The 18,094-nt window shown below is 50.2% G+C and carries 18 protein-coding genes; 8 read left to right on the top strand and 10 right to left on the bottom strand.

The window, feature by feature from the left end; translation table 11 throughout:
* Positions 1-75: 75 nt before the first annotated feature.
* Both rho and trxA read right to left on the bottom strand, forming a co-directional pair.
* Complete coding sequence (gene rho / locus J3B89_RS17355) at positions 76-1,341, bottom strand: transcription termination factor Rho (RefSeq protein WP_215398895.1); 1,266 nt, start codon at positions 1,339-1,341, stop codon at positions 76-78.
* Between the two features lie 195 nt (positions 1,342-1,536).
* Complete coding sequence (trxA, locus tag J3B89_RS17350; RefSeq protein WP_068237566.1) at positions 1,537-1,863, bottom strand: thioredoxin TrxA; 327 nt, start codon at positions 1,861-1,863, stop codon at positions 1,537-1,539.
* Between the two features lie 102 nt (positions 1,864-1,965).
* On the opposite strand from trxA, the gene rhlB reads away from it, so the two are divergent.
* Together rhlB and gppA are read left to right on the top strand one after the other, a co-directional pair.
* A complete protein-coding gene (gene rhlB / locus J3B89_RS17345) occupies positions 1,966-3,252 on the top strand; it encodes an ATP-dependent RNA helicase RhlB (protein WP_215398896.1) in 1,287 nt (428 codons plus the stop codon).
* A complete protein-coding gene (gppA, locus tag J3B89_RS17340; RefSeq protein WP_215398897.1) occupies positions 3,218-4,759 on the top strand; it encodes a guanosine-5'-triphosphate,3'-diphosphate diphosphatase in 1,542 nt (513 codons plus the stop codon). Before rhlB ends, gppA begins: the two co-directional genes overlap by 35 nt.
* 115 nt (positions 4,760-4,874) lie before the next feature.
* Here gppA and sodC read toward each other — a convergent pair whose 3' ends face one another.
* The gene (gene sodC, locus J3B89_RS17335) at positions 4,875-5,468 is read right to left on the bottom strand and encodes a superoxide dismutase family protein (RefSeq protein WP_215398898.1); all 594 of its coding nucleotides are present in this window, start codon (positions 5,466-5,468) and stop codon (positions 4,875-4,877) included.
* Between the two features lie 140 nt (positions 5,469-5,608).
* Here sodC and chaB point away from each other — a divergent pair, with 140 nt between their 5' ends.
* The 6 genes from chaB to J3B89_RS17305 all read left to right on the top strand — a co-directional run bounded on the left by chaB (position 5,609) and on the right by J3B89_RS17305 (position 13,681).
* Positions 5,609-5,836 (top strand): putative cation transport regulator ChaB, encoded by a 228-nt coding sequence (chaB, locus tag J3B89_RS17330; RefSeq protein WP_215398899.1) that lies wholly within the window; start codon positions 5,609-5,611, stop codon positions 5,834-5,836.
* Positions 5,837-5,857: 21 nt separating this feature from the next.
* Positions 5,858-6,766: a prolyl aminopeptidase gene (pip, locus tag J3B89_RS17325; protein WP_215398900.1), complete on the top strand. Its 909-nt coding sequence runs from the start codon at positions 5,858-5,860 to the stop codon at positions 6,764-6,766.
* 98 nt (positions 6,767-6,864) lie between these two features.
* Positions 6,865-7,638 (top strand): TVP38/TMEM64 family protein, encoded by a 774-nt coding sequence (locus tag J3B89_RS17320; RefSeq protein WP_215398901.1) that lies wholly within the window; start codon positions 6,865-6,867, stop codon positions 7,636-7,638.
* Entirely contained in the window at positions 7,638-9,890 is a 2,253-nt protein-coding gene (locus J3B89_RS17315) for a hypothetical protein (RefSeq protein ID WP_215398902.1), read from the top strand. The genes J3B89_RS17320 and J3B89_RS17315 overlap by 1 nt, the downstream gene beginning before the upstream one ends.
* A gap of 3 nt (positions 9,891-9,893) precedes the next feature.
* Positions 9,894-11,177, top strand: coding sequence for a glycosyltransferase (locus J3B89_RS17310; RefSeq protein ID WP_215398903.1), 1,284 nt, complete (start codon positions 9,894-9,896; stop codon positions 11,175-11,177).
* 44 nt (positions 11,178-11,221) lie between these two features.
* Positions 11,222-13,681 (top strand): endonuclease/exonuclease/phosphatase family protein, encoded by a 2,460-nt coding sequence (locus tag J3B89_RS17305; RefSeq protein ID WP_215398904.1) that lies wholly within the window; start codon positions 11,222-11,224, stop codon positions 13,679-13,681.
* On the opposite strand, the gene hemB is transcribed toward J3B89_RS17305, so the two are convergent.
* Genes hemB through tatA form a run of 7 tightly spaced genes read right to left on the bottom strand, consistent with a single transcriptional unit; the run spans position 13,678 to position 18,037 of the window.
* Positions 13,678-14,682 carry a porphobilinogen synthase gene (gene hemB, locus J3B89_RS17300; RefSeq protein WP_215398905.1) on the bottom strand — a complete coding sequence of 335 codons (1,005 nt, stop codon included), beginning with the start codon at positions 14,680-14,682 and terminating at the stop codon, positions 13,678-13,680. The genes J3B89_RS17305 and hemB overlap by 4 nt on opposite strands.
* Positions 14,672-15,400, bottom strand: a complete 729-nt coding sequence (locus J3B89_RS17295) for a GGDEF domain-containing protein (RefSeq protein WP_215398906.1) — start codon at positions 15,398-15,400, stop codon at positions 14,672-14,674. Before J3B89_RS17295 ends, hemB begins: the two co-directional genes overlap by 11 nt.
* Entirely contained in the window at positions 15,393-16,193 is an 801-nt protein-coding gene (locus J3B89_RS17290; RefSeq protein ID WP_215398907.1) for a TatD family hydrolase, read from the bottom strand. The genes J3B89_RS17295 and J3B89_RS17290 overlap by 8 nt, the downstream gene beginning before the upstream one ends.
* Positions 16,193-16,705: a hypothetical protein gene (locus J3B89_RS17285; RefSeq protein WP_215398908.1), complete on the bottom strand. Its 513-nt coding sequence runs from the start codon at positions 16,703-16,705 to the stop codon at positions 16,193-16,195. The genes J3B89_RS17290 and J3B89_RS17285 overlap by 1 nt, the downstream gene beginning before the upstream one ends.
* Positions 16,702-17,463 (bottom strand): twin-arginine translocase subunit TatC, encoded by a 762-nt coding sequence (gene tatC, locus J3B89_RS17280; RefSeq protein ID WP_215398909.1) that lies wholly within the window; start codon positions 17,461-17,463, stop codon positions 16,702-16,704. The genes J3B89_RS17285 and tatC overlap by 4 nt, the downstream gene beginning before the upstream one ends.
* The gene (tatB, locus tag J3B89_RS17275) at positions 17,453-17,773 is read right to left on the bottom strand and encodes a Sec-independent protein translocase protein TatB (RefSeq protein WP_215398910.1); all 321 of its coding nucleotides are present in this window, start codon (positions 17,771-17,773) and stop codon (positions 17,453-17,455) included. The genes tatC and tatB overlap by 11 nt, the downstream gene beginning before the upstream one ends.
* Positions 17,774-18,037, bottom strand: coding sequence for a twin-arginine translocase TatA/TatE family subunit (gene tatA, locus J3B89_RS21590; protein ID WP_215398911.1), 264 nt, complete (start codon positions 18,035-18,037; stop codon positions 17,774-17,776).
* Positions 18,038-18,094: the final 57 nt, after the last annotated feature.

The following is an 18,094-nucleotide window of genomic DNA, read 5'->3' as shown; positions in this document are numbered from 1 at the left end:
AAAAATAAAGCTGTACAACGTCTTGCCGTTAAACCACAGGCAAGAAAAAACCGGCACGAAGGCCGGTTTTGTCAGTTAACTTTTTTGCCGTTTCATGGCTTCGAAGAACTCGTCATTGGTTTTGGTCATGAGCAGCCGATCTATTAAAAATTCCATACACTCGGTTTCATCCATCGGGTTGAGAATTTTGCGCAGGATCCACATTTTTTGCAGCTCTTCCGGCGACGCCAGCAACTCTTCACGGCGGGTACCGGAGCGGTTAAAGTCGATAGCCGGGAATACACGGCGCTCGGCAATTTTACGCGACAGGTGCAGTTCCATATTACCGGTACCTTTAAACTCTTCGTAAATTACTTCGTCCATCTTAGAGCCGGTATCGACCAGCGCAGTAGCGATAATAGTTAAGCTGCCGCCTTCTTCGACATTACGTGCTGCACCAAAAAAACGTTTCGGTTTATGCAGAGCGTTGGCATCAACACCACCGGTTAATACTTTACCTGAGCTGGGAATAACGGTGTTATAGGCGCGGGCTAAACGGGTAATAGAGTCAAGCAGGATAATAACGTCTTTTTTGTGCTCAACCAGCCGTTTTGCTTTTTCGATAACCATTTCAGCAACCTGCACGTGGCGGCTGGCAGGTTCGTCAAAGGTAGAGGCAATAACTTCACCTTTAACCAGACGCTGCATTTCGGTCACTTCTTCCGGGCGCTCGTCTATCAACAGCACCATCAATACGCAATCCGGGTGGTTAGCGGCAATAGACTGGGCGATGTTTTGCAGCAAAATCGTCTTACCGGCTTTAGGTGGTGCCACGATTAAGCCGCGTTGGCCTTTACCGATAGGTGAAGCTAAATCCAGTACCCGGGCGGTAATATCTTCGCGGCTGCCGTTACCACGCTCCATACGCAAACGGGAGTTAGCATGCAGTGGGGTTAAGTTTTCAAATAAAATTTTGTTACGTGCCTGCTCCGGGCGGCCGAAGTTAACTTCGTTTACCTTTAACAGCGCAAAGTAGCGCTCGCCTTCTTTGGGCGGGCGGATAAGGCCGGAAATGCTGTCACCGGTGCGCAGGTTAAAGCGACGGATCTGGCTGGGTGAGACGTAAATGTCATCCGGGCCCGCTAAGTAAGAACTGTCGCTGGAGCGCAGAAAACCGAAACCGTCCTGCAGGATTTCCAGTACACCATCACCGAAAATTTCTTCGCCGTTCTTGGCGTGGGATTTTAAAATGGCGAAAATAATGTCTTGTTTGCGCAGACGGGCCATGTTTTCCTGGCCCATAGACTCAGCCAATTCAACCAGCTCGCTAATTGGCTTCAGTTTCAGTTCTGTTAAATGCATATTGATTGGGTTTCTTGTTGATATATAAACAGGGTAATGCTTATCGGTTCGATAAAATAAGGTTTGGAAGTGGTTTTTTCGACAGACAAGCGTGGTTTTGAACGTTTAATTGGCTACACAATAGCAGTTGGCTACTGGTGCGTCCAGCATTGAAACAGAAAAAGGCGTATAAAAATACGCCTTTTTTCAATTTATTCAGATGTTACCGTCAAGAAACTCTTTTAACTGAGTTTTTGACAGGGCACCAACCTTAGTGGCAGCAACCTGACCGTTTTTAAATAACAGCAGGGTAGGAATGCCCCGAATACCGAATTTGGGCGGTGTGTTCGGGTTGTGGTCAATGTTCACTTTGGCCACGGTGACTTTACCGGCATATTCTTTTGCCACGTCTTCCAGAATAGGAGCGATCATTTTACATGGACCACACCATTCCGCCCAAAAGTCGACTAAAACCGGTGCATCGGCTTTTAGCACGTCGGTTTCAAAACTATCATCAGAAACCTGTAAAATATTTTCGCTCATTAATGTCTCCGCTAGTACGATGCAGCCCGGCTGCAAAAAAGTGTTATCAATTTAAACGTGGCTGTTCCTTATTGCAAGCGTAACGGTTATGCTTAGCGCCGTATGAATAAAACTCACTTAACTTCACATAAATTCGCCGATTTCGCATTGGCGCCACAGGTTCTTGACGCGTTAACTGCGCAAGGTTACGGCTATTGTACGCCTATTCAGGCCCAATGTTTACCACTAGCGCTTGCCGGTAAAGACATAGCCGGCCAGGCCCAAACGGGTACCGGTAAAACACTGGCGTTCTTAACCGCTACTTTCCACCATTTACTTACCCATGAGCCCAAAGGTTCTGGTCAGCCGCGTGCCATTATTATGGCTCCTACGCGTGAGCTGGCAGTACAGATCCACCAGGACGCAAAAATACTGGCCGACAAAGCCGGTTTACGTCTTGGCTTAATTTATGGGGGCGAGGGCTATGATACTCAACGGCAGTTGCTGGAAAATGGCGTAGATATTTTAATTGGTACCACAGGCCGCTTAATAGATTATTTAAAACAGGGCCTGTACGACTTATCCCAAATTCAGGTAGTGGTGCTGGATGAAGCTGATCGTATGTTCGATTTAGGCTTTATTAAAGATATCCGCTTTATGTTTAACCGTATGCCGCCGGTGACAGAGCGCTTAAGCTTGTTATTCTCAGCTACCTTGTCTTATAAGGTACAGGAACTGGCGTTTGAAAAAATGAACCAACCGGTGCATATCCATATTGCACCGGAAGAAATGACCGGCAGCCGCATCAGTGAAGAGCTGTTTTATCCATCAGACGAACATAAGCTGCCGTTGCTGCTTACGTTAATGGAAGAGGAATGGCCGGATAAAGCCATTGTATTTGCTAACACCAAACATTGGTGTGAGGAAGTATATGCCTGGCTGGAAGCCGATGGCCATCGCGTTGGTTTGCTTACCGGTGATGTGATACAGAAAAAGCGTCTGCGCATTCTGGAAGACTTTACCAGCGGCAAGCTGGATATTCTGGTAGCGACAGACGTTGCGGCGCGTGGCCTGCATATTCCTAAAGTAAGTCATGTATTTAACTATGATTTGCCGGACGACTGTGAAGATTACGTACACCGGATTGGCCGTACCGGTCGGGCTGGCGAAAGCGGGAAAGCCATTAGTTTTGCCTGCGAGCGTTATGCGTTAAATCTAACTGCGATTGAAGATTATATTCGTCACCCTATCCCGGTAACTCAGTACGATGCCAGTGCCCTGCTGGATGATATTAAAACGCCGAAGCCGCGGGTTCGCCGCCGCGCCGGTCAGGCCAGAACCGGCAGCCGCAGTGGTCCGGGCGGACGTAGCAGTAATGGCGCAAGAGCTCCTCGCAACCGTCCTCGTTGAGCCGGCGCTGTCTGCCGACCAATCACCGCATCAGGATATCTATGCGGTGATTGATCTTGGCTCCAACAGCTTCCATATGCTGATGGTCAAGGTTGTCGGCGGCTCGGTACAGGTAATAGGTCGGGTAAAGCGCAAAGTACGCTTAGCTGCTGGTTTAAACGAAAACCTGGTACTGAGCCGCAAAGCAATGAAGCGCGGCTGGGAATGTTTAGCCCTATTTGCAGAACGGCTGCAGGATATCCCGCCGCAAAATATCCGCATTGTTGGCACCGCTACCTTACGACTGGCCAAGAATGTTAAAATCTTCCTCAAAGAAGCCGAGGCCATCTTAGGCCAGAAAGTTACGGTTATCAGCGGTGAAGACGAAGCCCGCATTATTTATCTTGGTGTAGCCCATACCTCAAACAGTGACAGTAACCGCCTGGTGATCGATATCGGCGGTGCCAGTACTGAAGTGGTTATTGGGGCTGGTTTTACGCCGCAACTGTTGTCCAGCCTGAATATGGGCTGTGTTACATATCTGGAACGCTATTTCAGTGATGACGAGCTAAGTGAAGATAATTTCGGTCAGGCCATAGCTGCAGCAGAGCAAGAGGCCGCTTCTATTGCCGAACAGTACCGGCAAACAGGCTGGCAACTGGCAGTAGGTGCATCCGGTACTGTGCAGGCGATGCAGGAAATACTGGTTGCCCAGGGCAAAGATGAAGTGATCACCTTAAGCCGGCTGGAAGATATTATGCAGCAGGCTCTGGCGTGTGGCAGGATGGAACAATTGACCATTGTTGGCCTGGCGCAAGAGCGTAAGCAGGTATTTCCGTCCGGGCTGGCGATTTTAATTGCGTTGTTTCGTAAACTGCATATCAGTGGTATGACTTTGTCTGGCGGTGCGTTGCGTGAGGGCGTGTTGTACAGCATGTTACCTCAACTACAACATACTGATGTACGCAACCGCACTGTGGCCAGTTTGATGGTGCGTTATTTTATAGATCAGCGCCATGCCGAGCGGGTAGCTGAAATGGCCTGTGAGCTGGCAAATCAGCTACAAAGCCGCTGGGATTTACAGAAGTTTGAAGGCCACAGCATGCTCAGAAGTGGTGCTTTATTGCATGAGCTGGGTTTGCTGATTGAATATAAAAATCACCATCACCATGGTGCTTATATTATTAATCATTCCGATTTACCCGGTTTTACCCGCGCCCAGCAGCAGTTGGTAATGGCATTGGTGTACAACCACCGCGCCGATATCAGCCGCGAAATTATTGCCCGTCAAACAATGACATCGGTACTGTTAACAGTACGTTTAACGCGTATTTTGCGTCTGGCAGTGATTTTATCTATGCGTCGGCGGCATGAAGTATTACCGCAGGTGAATATCAGCAGCAAAGGCGAGCAACTAACGTTGAAAATGCCAGACGGCTGGCTTGAACAGCATCCGCTAATGCGGGCTGAGCTGGAGCAGGAGATGCAGTACCAGCAACAAACTGGCTGGGAGCTGATGATTAAGTAGGCTGCTGAGCGGGTAAATATTACCGTAAAGTGTGTAATTTTTGCGTAGCAGCCCGCTGCCAGAAGTCAGAAAAACGGGCTGCTAAATAAGTGCTAACACATCAGGATTGATCATTTTACAGTATGATTCCGCACGCAATTGGGCTCCCGCTGTTGCCTGAAGGTGCGGTTGTGTAGTCATCAGCTTGTTGATGCACAACCAATGAGCGATTTTTCAAGTCATCCAGCGTCATCCGTCCGGCGGTTACTTGCTGTTGGTTACCATTATTATCAACACGAATCATCGGTAAATCGCCAAGGTGGCCTTGCCCGTCCGGGCCGGCATGCTTATTCGTATCCGCCGGATCGAAATGGCTGCCAGCACTGGCGGCTGCCTGGCGTTCGCCATCTTTTATTGCCGGCTCACAGCTGGGATTCTGGTGAACATGAAAACCATGTTCACCCGCCTGCAGCCCCTTTAATTCGGGCTTAAACACCAAACCGTCTGCTGTTTCAGTAATGGTAATACTACCTGCACTGTCACCCACACCCTCTGCAGTGACTTTATTCATCCGTACTTTAATGCTGTTGCCAGCGTGCCCGCCAGCATTGCCGGGCACCGGTGCCGGCGTGCTAACACCACCTGGTGCCGACGGTGGGTTTGGATCCGGGTTGCAGCCCAGTAGCAGGCCAGCAGCGAGTAACGACAGGGGCAATATCCGCAGTTTCATAATACCTCCTTCAATATTGGTTAAGTAACAAGAATCCTCGTTATCAGGTGCAAATTTAGCGCCAATACTGGTAGCCGCAAAAATGGCATGAGCTTTGCCTTTTTACAGAAATAGCAGATAGAGCAGCCAGGAGACATGTCATGCCTTATAACACGCGCAACGAATTACCCGATAGTGTGAAGGACACTTTACCCGGCCACGCTCAGGATATTTATCAGGCGGCGTTTAACAATGCCTGGGATGAATATGCTGATCCGGATAAGCGCCGCGGCGATGACAGCCGGGAAGAGGTTGCTCACAAAGTAGCCTGGGCAGCGGTAAAGCAGAGTTATGAAAAGAATAAGGCAGGGAAATGGGTGAAAAAGTAACTGACATTGAACGGAGCCCGGATGCCTTATCTTAACGTGGGTGATGGTCATCAGTTGTACTATGAGCTGCAGGGTGACCCTGCAGCAGACGTACCGCTGTTGTTCATACATGGCGGCCCCGGCGCCGGTGTCAGAGCTGATGATAAACAGCTGTTTGCCAGGTTAGAGCGGCCGGTGATTTTCTTTGATCAGCGGGGCTGCGGCAAAAGCAAATTTGAACACCGCCTTAGCGCTAACACGACCAGGCATTTAATTGCAGACATAGAATTGCTTCGCGGTACTCTGGCAGTAGAGCAACTGATACTGGTTGGTGGTAGTTGGGGCAGTACTTTGAGCTTGCTTTATGCCATCCGCTATCCGCGACATGTAGTAAGGATGGTGCTGTGGGGGATCTTTTTATGCCGCCAGCAAGAATTGGACTGGTTCTACCTGCATGGTGCAAATCAGTTGTATCCGGAAGAGTATCAGCGCTTTATTCAGCAGGTAAATTATGCCAGTGACCCTGTCGCCGCTTATTTTGAAAAGTTATCCGATGCTAGTCAACAACAGCAAGCCGCTGCCAGCTGGGCCAGGTGGGAAGCAGTGAATTCTTTTCTGATGCCAGACGAGGCCCAAATAGCACGTTTTAGCGAAACAGACAGTTGCCTGCCGATGGCGCTACTTGAAAGCTATTATTTTAAACAACAGGCATTTTTGCCACCAGACTATATTTTACGTAACAGTATACGCTTGCAGGCTATACCGGTAGATATTGTACAGGGCCGTTACGATACCATTTGCCCGTGTGATGCGGCCTGGCGGTTGTCTAACCGGCTGGCGCAGGTTCAGCTGCATATTTCACCGCTGGCAGCACATGATGCTGCTGAGCCGGAAAACTTCCATATTTTGCGCGCCCGGTTACTGGAGCTGGAGCCGGTAACCGGATGCTAACGGCATAGGTTCATCAGACGTACAGCTTGGCAAACTATAACTGTTAATGAAGAGTAAATATGTAAGGCGGCAATATAATCTTTAAAGGATCTGTCATTGTGACATCAGACACTGCGCAAAGCCGTAAAACGGCTAACAGCAATGTAAAGCCTCACGGCAAAATGCCAGCGCTGCTGGGTGTGGCCGGCAGTTTGTTGTTCGTAGCCGTAGTGCTGCTATTGCTGGTGCATTTCGGTGTGCACAAAGAAGTGTTGCATCTGCTGGAATGGTTTAAGCAACAGGGCGTCTGGGCACCAGCGCTGTTTATGTTAATTATGGCCGCTGTAGTGGTATTGCTGCTGCCCGGAGCGCTATTTACCGTTGGTGCCGGTTTTGTTTTCGGTGTTGTGGCCGGCTCAGTCTATGTGTTGCTCGGCACCACCTTGGGCGCAGTGCTGGCATTTTTGATTGCACGCTACTGTTTTGGCCAACGGGCCAGAGAATTTGTTATGGCGCGGGCGAAGTTACGGCTGGTAAACGACGAACTGACACCAAACGGCTGGAAGATAGTACTGCTAACCCGGCTGATCCCATTTTTCCCGGGTAAAATTTCTAATTACTTTTTTGGCTTAACCCAGTTCTCGCTACGGGGGTATGTCGGTGGATCCTTACTGGGGTTTATTCCGTTTACTGTGCACAACGTTTATCTGGGCTCATTGATTGCTGATATCTCCAGTTTTGATTTTGCCTCACGCGAGCGCTCAGTATGGGAGTGGGGGCTGTATGCCGGAGGTTTACTGGCTGCTGTGGTAGTGATTATTTATCTTAACCGTCTGGCCAGCCGGGCGCTGGCGCAGTATACCGAACAAGATACACAAAAGGAGCCTGACTGATGACCTGGCTAAAATGGCTGCCGTGGCGTTATGTGGTGCGCTATGTTGCGCACAAACATGGCTTTATTGATCCTGTTGCCTTGCTGGCGAGGTTGCATAACTTTGCCCAGCCGTCAGAAGTCGGTGAGCCGATTGAGCTGCTGCGGGCCGGTGTGGTGTTTCATGCCCGCGGCCTGATTAACAGCCGGGTAATCCAGCATAACCTGGATTGGGTGTGGCCGTACTGGATTGAGCGGCAATTTGACCCTTATGATATGTCGTTTATCCCGCGGGCCTTTTCCATTACCCATATTAACCTGACCCATCGTAACTGGACGGCGATAGGTTTGCCGGATTGCCCTGAACTGCCGATCGTTGACCCCAGAGGTTTGCTTACCCCCTTTCTGGATGGCTGGTCGCTGGACACCTGGATTATGCCACAGCAAGGTGAGTATTTGTTGCCGTCCAGGGCTGTGCAGTGCCAGCAGCAACTGCGGATGGCCGGCGATATCAGTATCCGTACAGAAACGATATTGCAGGGTATGGCGCTGGTGAGCCAGGCATCAGTTGAGCTTGAAGACGGCATTGCCGTATGTAAATTGCGGGTGCGGGCGAAGTCTGATAAGCCGGGCTACCTGGTGCTGGCGCTGCGGCCACAAAACCCGGAAGGTATCAGTTTTATTCACCGTGTAAGGCTAGATCCAGAGCGGACTGCCTGGCAGGTTGATGACAATAAGCGGGTAGAGTTCAGCCGTAAAGCTGAGCGGCATCATGTCTCAACCTATCGGCAGGGTGATGTTTATATTCATCTGAACGATGCGCAGGAACAGAACGACGGTGTTTGTGATGTTGGCATGGTTACGGCTGCGGCGCTGTTTCCGCTGCCGGCTGACGAGTGGCAAGAGCTGGTCGTGTCTGTACCGCTGACAGCAGAACGCAACGAACAACTGCAAACAAATGCCTGGCGGCAGGAGCAACAGAAAACCTGCAAGCTGACATGTCCGGATGCACACTATCAGTTTTTATATGACGCGGCTGTCACGTCGCTAATTTTGCACTCGCCGGCAGATGTTTATCCCGGCCCTTATACCTACAAAAGGTTTTGGTTCCGGGATGCAGCTTTTATTATTCATGCCTTACTGTGTGCTGGCCTGACTGAGCGTGCCGAGCGGGCACTGAATCAGTTTCCGCCGCGCCAGACATTGCTGGGCTATTTTCGTTCGCAGGAAGGCGAGTGGGATGCTAACGGAGAGGTATTATGGATCCTCAGACGCTATTTTGATATGACCGGCCGTAAAATGCCTGCCGACTGGTATGGTCCGGTGCAAAGTGGCGCGCGCTGGATTAGCCGTAAACGTTTGTCGGATAACCTCGATGCTCCACATGCCGGCTTGCTGCCGCCGGGTTTTAGCGCCGAACACCTTGGACCAAACGATTATTATTACTGGGATGATTTTTGGGGCGTAGCCGGTTTACAGGCTGCTTCGGCCTTATTTGGCAGCGCAGAAGAGCTGCAGCAACAACAGGAGTTTAATCAGGCGGCTACCCGCTTTAGTGCAGCGATAGATAAAAGCCTGGCGCAGTGCGAAGCGCGCTTAAAGCGTCCCGGTATGCCGGCATCGCCCTATCGCCGGCTGGATGCCGGAGCCATTGGTTCACTGGCAGCAGGTTATCCGGCACAGTTATGGGCGCCTGACGACCCCCGCCTGCTCGATACAGTCGAATTTTTGTTGCAGCGCTGCTTTGTTAAAGATGCTTTTTATCAGGATATGATCCATTCAGGGCTAAATGCCTATTTAACCCTGCATGTGGCACAGGTGTTATTACGGGTGAAAGATCCGCGCTATCTGACATTAATGGATGCGGTAGCCGCACTGGCGTCCCCTACCGGACAATGGCCCGAAGCAATCCATCCGGCTACCGGCGGCGGTTGTATGGGCGATGGCCATCACGTCTGGGCGGCTGCAGAGTGGTTGCTGATGATCCGTAACTGTTTTGTCCGTGAGGAAGGACAGCATCTGGTGTTATGTGGCGGTGTGCCACAGCGCTGGCTGGCTCCGGAGGCACCTATCTACTTTGGCCCGGCCCCCACCAGCTTTGGCAGTATCAGTATAGAGATCACAACCTGTGCAGAAGAGGGCGTTGTAGTGAAATGGCAAGCTGACTGGCATAACGGCAGTGTACCTGCAATGGAAATAGCTTTGCCCGGGTATCAGACAGAAACAGCACAGGCTGTAGCAGGCTCTGTGACCCTAAGTAAACAGGAGTCGTAGCAGATGAATATTGCAATATTCACCAACACCTTTACCCCGCATGTTGGTGGGGTGGCACGCTCAGTTGAAGCCTTCGTTGCCGAGTATCGCAAACTGGGGCACAAAGTGCTGGTGGTAGCGCCGGAATTTGCCGATATGCCCGAAGATGAAACAGATGTAGTACGTATTGCTGCAATCCAGAATTTTAATGCCAGCGATTTTTCTGTAGCCCTGCCGTTCCATGATCAGCTCAGTGCAACACTGGATGCGTTTGCGCCAGACATTATTCATTCTCAGCATCCGTTCCTGTTAGGTATGACAGCACTGCGCACGGCCCGGTACCGCAAGCTGCCCTTGGTGTTTACGCACCACACTTTATATGAGCAGTATACCCACTATATACCCGGTGATTCTGTCACTATGCAGCGCTTTGCCATTGAGCTGGCAACCCGTTATGCCAATTTATGTGATCAGGTTATAGCCCCCAGCCTGAGCATTGCTGAAATGTTGCAGCAGCGGGGTGTAACTACCCCTGTTACTGTGATCCCTACCGGCGTTTGTACCGGGCGGTTTGCCAAAGGGAACGGTGATGCAGTACGACAGCAAAGCGAGATCCCGCCAGATGCTTTTGTTATAGGCCATCTTGGGCGGTTGGCACCAGAGAAAAACCTTGAGTTTTTAGCCCACGCAGTGGCAAATGCTGCCGTTGAATGTGCGCCAGTGCATTTTCTGGTGGTGGGCCAGGGCCCGTCTGAAGAGGCGATCCGGCAAGTTTTTACTCAGGCCGGTATTAGCAACAAGTTGCATATGACAGGTATTTTACAACAACAACAGTTAACAGATGCACTGCATGCCATGAACATATTTGCATTTGCTTCAGGCAGTGAAACTCAGGGCATAGTACTGGCTGAGGCTATGGCTGCCGGCTTGCCAGTGGTTGCATTAGATGCATCCGGTGTGCGTGAAGTGGTAAAAGACGGTAAAAATGGCGTGCTGTTGTATGACAAAACTACCGCAGTATTCAGTGCTGCGCTGCGCCGGTTAGTAGAAGCACCGGTGCAGCAACTGGCAGAACTGCAGCAAGGAGCCAGAGAAACTGCTGAAACATTTTCCATGGCAAGTTCGGCTGAGAAAGCGCTGCAGTGTTTTAATGCTTTGCTGGAAGATCAGCCCGTTGCCGGCAGAGCAGAGCGGGACTGGGAAGATGTTCTGGAATGGGTCAAAGCTGAGTGGGATATCCTGCGCAGTGTAGCGGTGGCGGGTACTACTGCCGTCGGCAGCACCTTGTTTGCTGACAGTAAAGAGTAAGGATGTTGGGGTGACATTATAACAAGCTGATAAAAAGGAGATTTATGCTTAGTCGTATCGAAGTTTGGTTCCGCTGGGCCCGGCGCAGCCTGAGCCGCAGCCACTGGCTGGCAAAGCTGTTACAGTTACCTGTTTCAACCGGCTCGGGGGTACGGCCAGGACTTCTTATGTTGCAGGTTGATGGACTGTCACAGCCGGAATTGCAACGCGCCTTAGAGCGGGGTGAAATGCCCTTTTTACGCCGCCTGCTAAAGAAAGAACATTACACCTTACATGCACATTATTCCGGCTTACCTGCTACCACACCAGCGGTTCAGGCTGAACTGTTTTATGGTATTAAAACTGCCGTACCGGCATTTTCATTTTGCGACCACTGCTCTGGTAATAGCGTAAAAATGTTGCAACCCGACACTGCGGCTCAGGTGGAGGACGCACTTACGAAAAAAAGTGCCGCGGCACTGCTAAAAGACGGCAGCGCTTATTCAAATATTTATACCGGGGGGGCTACAGAGTCGCACTTTTGTGCATCGGCTTTGGGGTGGGGGCCGGCACTGCGCAGTGCAAACCCTTTAGTGTTGATGGTACTGATTATTACCAACTTATACAGTGTGCTGCGGATTATTGGCCTGTTTTTCCTTGAGCTGGGGCTGGCATTGGCCGACTTTTTCCGCGGCTTAATCAAAGGGCATGATTTTTTCAGTGAGCTGAAGTTTGTGCCTACCAGGGTAGCAATTTCTATCGTGCTGCGTGAGCTGTGCGTTATCGGCGGCAAAATTGATCTCAGTCGGGGCATGCCGGTGGTGCATATCAACTTTCTTGGTTATGACGAACAATCACACCGGCGCGGACCATCGTCTTTGTTTGCACACTGGACACTAAAAGGCATTGACGACAGTATCGCCAGGCTGTGGCGTGCGGCTAACCGTTCTAAGTGGCGCAAATATGAGGTTTGGATCTATTCCGATCATGGGCAGGCAAAGGTGCGGCCTTATCATCAGCTACGGGGTTATTCGTTAGAGCAGGCGGTAGATCAAAGCTTTGCCAGGTTACATCCGCAGCCTGTCAGGCCCAGTGTACGTAAAGCTGACAGCATTCAGACGCAACGGGTCAGATTACTTGGTGGCAATAAAGTACAGCGCTTACTTGCGGTGCATGGAAGCCATACCAATGTTGCCCGGCCTAAAGCAACAGAGAGCGCAACGGAGAACGTTGCTGAGGCAACAATTCAGGTTACTGCGCTTGGTCCGGTAGGGCATATTTATTTTCCCGTGCCACTGACAGAGCAAGACAGCCGCTTTGTTGCTACTGCATTGACGAAGGAGCATAAAGTGCCGCTGGTACTTCAGCTTGAGGCGCCTGACCGGCTAAGGGCGACAACAGATGACGGTGATTTTTACCTGCCACAGGATAGCGCGAGGCTATTCGGTGCTGAGCATCCGTTTCTGGACAGCCTCAGTGACGATCTACTGCGGCTGTGCCAGCATGCTGATGCCGGAGATCTGGTGGTAATGGGTTGGCGCAAAGGCGTAACGGCGCAATCATTTGCTGATGAAAATGGCGCCCATGCCGGTGCTACGCCAGAGGAAACCAACGGCTTTGCTTTATTACCGGCAGATACGTCTTTAGTGTCTGGCAATAACAGCTACCTGCGCCCGTGTGATTTGTATCATGCCGCTTTGCACTATCTTGGTCGTTCGCAGCAACCGCAAGCGCCCAGCCGCTCTGTACGGCCGGCAGAACAAACAGGCACCTTAAGGGTAATGACTTACAACGTACATAGCTGCATCGGCCTGGATGGCAAAGTGGATGTAGAGCGTGTGGCCAGAGTGATTGCGCAGGCTAATCCTGATGTGGTGGCCCTGCAGGAATTGGATGTTGGGCGTGACCGTAGCCTGGGTTTAGATCAGGCTCAGCTTATTGCCCGTTATCTGGAAATGGAGTTTCATTTTCATCCTGCCATGCATATGGAAGAAGAGCGTTACGGCGATGCCATTTTAACCCATCTACCGCTAAGGTTAATTAAAGCCGGGCCTCTACCGGGGCTTGCTGACAAGCCGAAACTGGAACCGCGGGGGGCTATTTGGGCTGCAGTGCAGTTTAATGGGCAGGAAGTACAGATTATTAATACCCACCTGGGGCTGCAACCCCGCGAGCGGTTGGCACAGATTGACTGTTTGTTAGGCAACGACTGGCTTGGCCATCCAGACTGTCGTGGACCAGTGGTACTGTGCGGTGACTTAAACGCGCAGCCCAACTCGCAAGTGTGCCGGCGTATTTCCACCCAGCTGAAGGATTCGCAAACTTTGCTGGCGCAGCACCGGCCAGCAGGTACTTTCCCCAGCCGGTTTGCGGCATTACGTATCGATCATATTTTTATCAGTAAGACACTGGCAGTAACTGCTATTGACATACCCGGATCGCAATTGGCCAGGGTAGCGTCGGACCACTTACCCTTGCTGGTGCAACTGCAGATCCCGCGCGGTGCAGGCGCTGCGGTTGTTTAAGCTTGCTTGAGCCAAATGGCTGCTTTTTTAGCGAAATAGGTCAAAATGCCATCAGCTCCGGCACGTTTAAATGCGAGTAATGATTCCATAATAACCGGTTGCTCCGCCAGCCAGCCATTTTGAATGGCAGCCATATGCATAGCATATTCGCCGCTTACCTGATAGGCGAACGTTGGCACGCCAAACTCATCTTTTACCCGACGTACTATATCCAGATAAGGCATACCGGGTTTCACCATTACCATATCGGCGCCTTCTTCCAGATCCTGTGCCACTTCGTGTAAGGCTTCGTTACTGTTAGCCGGGTCCATCTGGTAGGTTTTTTTATTGCCACCTTTTAAATTACCGGCAGAACCCACTGCATCGCGAAACGGGCCATAATAGCTTGAGGCATACTTGGCTGAGTAGGCCATAATGCGGGTGTTAACAAAGCCTGCGTCTTCTAGCGCTTCACGAATAGCGCCAATGCGGCCGTCCATCATATCTGAGGGGGCAATTACATCTGCGCCAGCTTGGGCGTGCGACAATGCCTGCTTTACCAGTGCCGCAGTGGTAATATCATTCATGACATAACCGTTGTCATCGATAATGCCATCCTGACCATGAGTGGTAAAAGGGTCCAGTGCTACATCAGTGATAATACCTAGCTCTGGCACCTGTTGTTTTAGCAATCGCACCGCGCGTTGTGCTAATGCATCCGGGTTCCATGCTTCTTCAGCCTGCAGTGACTTTTTATCTGCTGCGGTAACCGGAAACAGTGCAATAGCCGGAATACCCAATTCGGCCAGTTCTTTTGCTTCAACCAGCAACAGGTCGAGGCTAAGGCGCTCAATACCCGGCATAGAGGCTATGGCCTCACGTTTATTATCACCTTCAATAATAAACATCGGATAAATTAAGTCGTTCACCGTCAGTTGGTTCTCCGCCATTAAGCGGCGACTGAAATTATGTTCACGCATGCGGCGTAAACGGCTGGCGGGGAAAAAACGGTTAGTATTCATGTAGCTCTCCTGTACGCTCAGGGCTAATTCTGCGTTGCCCGGGCGGATAACTCTGTACCTGATTTCTACCGTTTGCTTTAGCACTGTATAAGGCTTTATCGGCGAAATTTATATATTCGTCACAATCACTTTGTGTCGTCGGAATCGCACTGTAACAGCCTGCGCTGAGGGTAACTGCGGGCTGCTGCGTACTGTTGTTCAACTGCTGGCGAATGTGCTCAGCTAAATCTGCTGCGCCATCCAGATCGGTGTTGGGTAGTATCAGGGCAAACTCTTCACCGCCATAACGGCATAGTTTGTCGCCAGGACGTTTGACCCATTGCTGAATTAACCGGGCGACGGTTTTTATCACCTGATCTCCGGCCAGATGACCATGGTTGTCATTAACTTGTTTAAAGTAATCAATATCCAATAAAACCAACGCAAGTGGACGTTGTTCGCGGCGGCTACGTTTCAACTCTGCCTGCATCTGCCGGTTAAAATAGGCGCGGTTAAATACACCGGAGAGTGCGTCAATTTCAGTTTGTTGTTGTAGCAACCGGTTTTTTTCTGCTAATTCTTCCAGCGCAATTTGCAGCTCAAAACTGTGGCTGCGTAATTGCCTTTCCAGTTCTGCGGCGGTGCGTTGCCAGCGCGTTAGTTTAATCGCGCCGAATATGCCGGTTATACCAATGCCGGTTATGATACCTATAAAAAAGTACGGCAATAGTTCAGGCATAAGTAGTACTCAATCCGGGCTGAAAACCAAACAAGTGCTGGCAGTTTTGCCTGGTCAGCGTTGCCAGCTCATCCATAGTACAGCCGGTTAGCTGTGCCACCATTTTAGCAATTACCGGCAGGTAAGCGGGTTCATTGCGCCGGCTTTTGGGTTTAGGTTGCATAGTGCGGGGTAGCAGATAAGGGGCATCGGTTTCCAGCAGCAGCCGGTCAGACGGTATGTAGCGTAGCGCCTGCTGCAGTGCTTCACCGCGGCGTTCATCACATACCCAACCGGTAATGCCGATATAAAGCCCCAGCTCCAGATAGGCTTTTAGCTGTAATACATCGCCGGTAAAACAATGCGCTACGCCATGGCTTATTTGTTGCTCCTTTAACATGGCAAGCTGAGTAGTAAAGGCGTCACGCTCGTGCAGATAAACCGGCTTGTTACATTGTCTGGCCAGTTGTAACTGTTCAGCAAAAACATGCTGTTGCTGCTCGCGGGGTGAAAAATCACGGTTAAAATCGAGGCCGCATTCGCCAATAGCTATCACTTCAGCTTGTCTGCTTAAAGCTTGCAGCTGTATCAGCCAGTCAGGGTTAACATTAGCTGCCTGATGTGGATGTACACCAGCGGTACTAAAACAACTAAGGTGCTGCTGGCAAAAAGTAATATTTTGCCTGCTCTCATCAATATCGCTGCCAATCAACAACAATTGAGTTACACCAGCCAGTGCTGCACGCTCAACTACAGCTACTCTGTCGCTGTCGAACTGGTTGCTGAACAGGTTGACACCGATATCACACCACATTACTGTTCGCGCCGGACACGAATAGTGCGGTTATTGCTATCGTTACCGAGGAAAAAAGAGCTAAGCACGCCACGTTTTATATAATGTTGTTCACCGGCAGCGATTTTATAATAGTCTGTACCGTTCTGACGCCAAATCTGGCCATTATCAAACTCGACAATCAGTTCTTTGCGCGGGCTGTACCGTACCTCTTTAACACTCAGATAAATTTGACTTGGCGCGTCTTCGTCTACTTTACGGTGTTCAATACCAAAGTCTGCTTCAGGCTGTTTTTGTACTGCAGTGTTAGCGGCCGGTACAGCTACACTTGGTGCAGCAGCAGTTACTGTTACCGGTGTAGCAGTATTACTTGGTACTGCAGTACCTGCTGTAACTGTCGAAATAGCGTCATAACAATTTAGACGACGTAAAGCATTTTGCTCAGCCCGGCAAAGTTCCAGCGCCTGATCTAACGGTATAGCCGCTACCGGCAGGCTGGTAACAGCAATTAAAGCAGCTAATATTAATTTCATAGTGAATCTTCCTGTTTTTCTTCTGTTTTTTCGGTGGTGGTTGGTTGATAAAAGCGGCTGAGTACAAGGCCAAGTTCAAATAGTAACCACATAGGTACCGCCAATAAGGTTTGTGACAGCACATCAGGCGGGGTTAACAGCATACCTAAAACAAAAGCGCCAACGACAATATAAGGACGCTTTTCTGCGAGCTCGGCGCGGGTGGTCACGCCGGTCCAGACCATCAGCAAAATGGCTACCGGGATTTCAAACGACAGGCCAAAGGCAAAAAATAGCTTCAGCACAAAATCAAGGTAGTTGCTGATATCGGTAGCTACTGTAACGCCTTCAGGTGCAACGCTAGTGAAAAAACCGAAAATAATAGGAAATACAATAAAGTACGCAAATGCTATACCGCTATAAAACAGGAGTGTGCTACTAACTACCAGTGGCGCCATCAGCCGTTTTTCACGGCTATACAGCGCCGGCGCTATAAACTGCCATACTTGCAGCAGGATATACGGAATGGCAACACATATCGCTACGATAAAGGTTAATTTAAACGGTGCAAAAAAGGGCGCGGCAACATCGGTTGCAATCATGCTGCTATGTTCCGGCAATACTGCCATTAACGGCTGTGCCAGTATGTGATAGATATCCTGCGCAAAAGCCGCCAGGCCAGCGAAGACAATTATCACCGCCACTACGCAGCGCAACAGACGATTGCGTAGTTCGATTAAATGTCCGAGTAAACTGTCGGGGCTGGCGTTAAGGCTCATGTTTATTGTCTTTACTGCTGGTTATCGAAGAAATGGGCCTGTTTACATCAGCCGCCGCTTGTTTTAACTCAGCCAGGGCAGCTTTTTCCTGCTCTGTCAGGTTAAGCAGGCCTTTGGCTTCAGCATCTTTTAACTTCTGATGCAGTTCATGGGTTCGTAAATCATCATTCAGTTCTGCCTGCATTTGTTGTCCAAACTGCTTAATACTGCGCACGGTTTTATGCACCGAGCGAATAGCACCGGGCAGCCGTTCTGGCCCCAGTACCAGCAAGGCGACAACGCCAATAACAACCAGCTCCCAGAAACCCATTTACACTTTATCTTTAGTGTCGCCAGCCTGACCAGCCGCATTTTTATCAATGCTGGTACTGGTACCCGCTTTACTTTGTTCGTTTAGCTGTGCTGGCTGATTTGCTGTGTCATCGTCAGATGGCGAGTCTTTAATTGAACTGCGAAACCCCTTTATTGCCGAGCCTAAATCTGTGCCTATACCACGCAGCTTTTTGGTGCCGAACAGTAAAACGATGATGGCTAAGACGATAAGTAACTGCCAAATACTAATATTGCCGAACATGCTGTTTCCTCTGATTAATGCCTGACACTGTCTGTGTCTGGCGCAGTATATGTCGTT

It is taken from the genome of Rheinheimera oceanensis (assembly GCF_018831085.1).
Taxonomy (GTDB): Bacteria; Pseudomonadota; Gammaproteobacteria; order Enterobacterales; family Alteromonadaceae; genus Alishewanella; species Alishewanella oceanensis.
This window is presented reverse-complemented; position numbering and strand designations above follow the sequence as displayed.

Excerpts from the sequence above, each read along its gene's own strand:
- tatB (WP_215398910.1), bottom strand. The coding sequence starts at position 17,773 with ATGGGTTTCTGGGAGCTGGTTGTTATTGGCGTTGTCGCCTTGCTGGTA.
- gppA (WP_215398897.1), top strand. The coding sequence starts at position 3,218 with ATGGCGCAAGAGCTCCTCGCAACCGTCCTCGTTGAGCCGGCGCTGTCT.
- tatC (WP_215398909.1), bottom strand. The coding sequence starts at position 17,463 with ATGAGCCTTAACGCCAGCCCCGACAGTTTACTCGGACATTTAATCGAA.
- J3B89_RS17305 (WP_215398904.1), top strand. The coding sequence starts at position 11,222 with ATGCTTAGTCGTATCGAAGTTTGGTTCCGCTGGGCCCGGCGCAGCCTG.
- tatA (WP_215398911.1), bottom strand. The coding sequence starts at position 18,037 with ATGTTCGGCAATATTAGTATTTGGCAGTTACTTATCGTCTTAGCCATC.
- pip (WP_215398900.1), top strand. The coding sequence starts at position 5,858 with ATGCCTTATCTTAACGTGGGTGATGGTCATCAGTTGTACTATGAGCTG.
- trxA (WP_068237566.1), bottom strand. The coding sequence starts at position 1,863 with ATGAGCGAAAATATTTTACAGGTTTCTGATGATAGTTTTGAAACCGAC.
- rho (WP_215398895.1), bottom strand. The coding sequence starts at position 1,341 with ATGCATTTAACAGAACTGAAACTGAAGCCAATTAGCGAGCTGGTTGAA.
- chaB (WP_215398899.1), top strand. The coding sequence starts at position 5,609 with ATGCCTTATAACACGCGCAACGAATTACCCGATAGTGTGAAGGACACT.
- J3B89_RS17290 (WP_215398907.1), bottom strand. The coding sequence starts at position 16,193 with ATGTGGTGTGATATCGGTGTCAACCTGTTCAGCAACCAGTTCGACAGC.
- J3B89_RS17315 (WP_215398902.1), top strand. The coding sequence starts at position 7,638 with ATGACCTGGCTAAAATGGCTGCCGTGGCGTTATGTGGTGCGCTATGTT.
- rhlB (WP_215398896.1), top strand. The coding sequence starts at position 1,966 with ATGAATAAAACTCACTTAACTTCACATAAATTCGCCGATTTCGCATTG.
- J3B89_RS17310 (WP_215398903.1), top strand. The coding sequence starts at position 9,894 with ATGAATATTGCAATATTCACCAACACCTTTACCCCGCATGTTGGTGGG.
- J3B89_RS17285 (WP_215398908.1), bottom strand. The coding sequence starts at position 16,705 with ATGAAATTAATATTAGCTGCTTTAATTGCTGTTACCAGCCTGCCGGTA.
- J3B89_RS17295 (WP_215398906.1), bottom strand. The coding sequence starts at position 15,400 with ATGCCTGAACTATTGCCGTACTTTTTTATAGGTATCATAACCGGCATT.
- sodC (WP_215398898.1), bottom strand. The coding sequence starts at position 5,468 with ATGAAACTGCGGATATTGCCCCTGTCGTTACTCGCTGCTGGCCTGCTA.
- hemB (WP_215398905.1), bottom strand. The coding sequence starts at position 14,682 with ATGAATACTAACCGTTTTTTCCCCGCCAGCCGTTTACGCCGCATGCGT.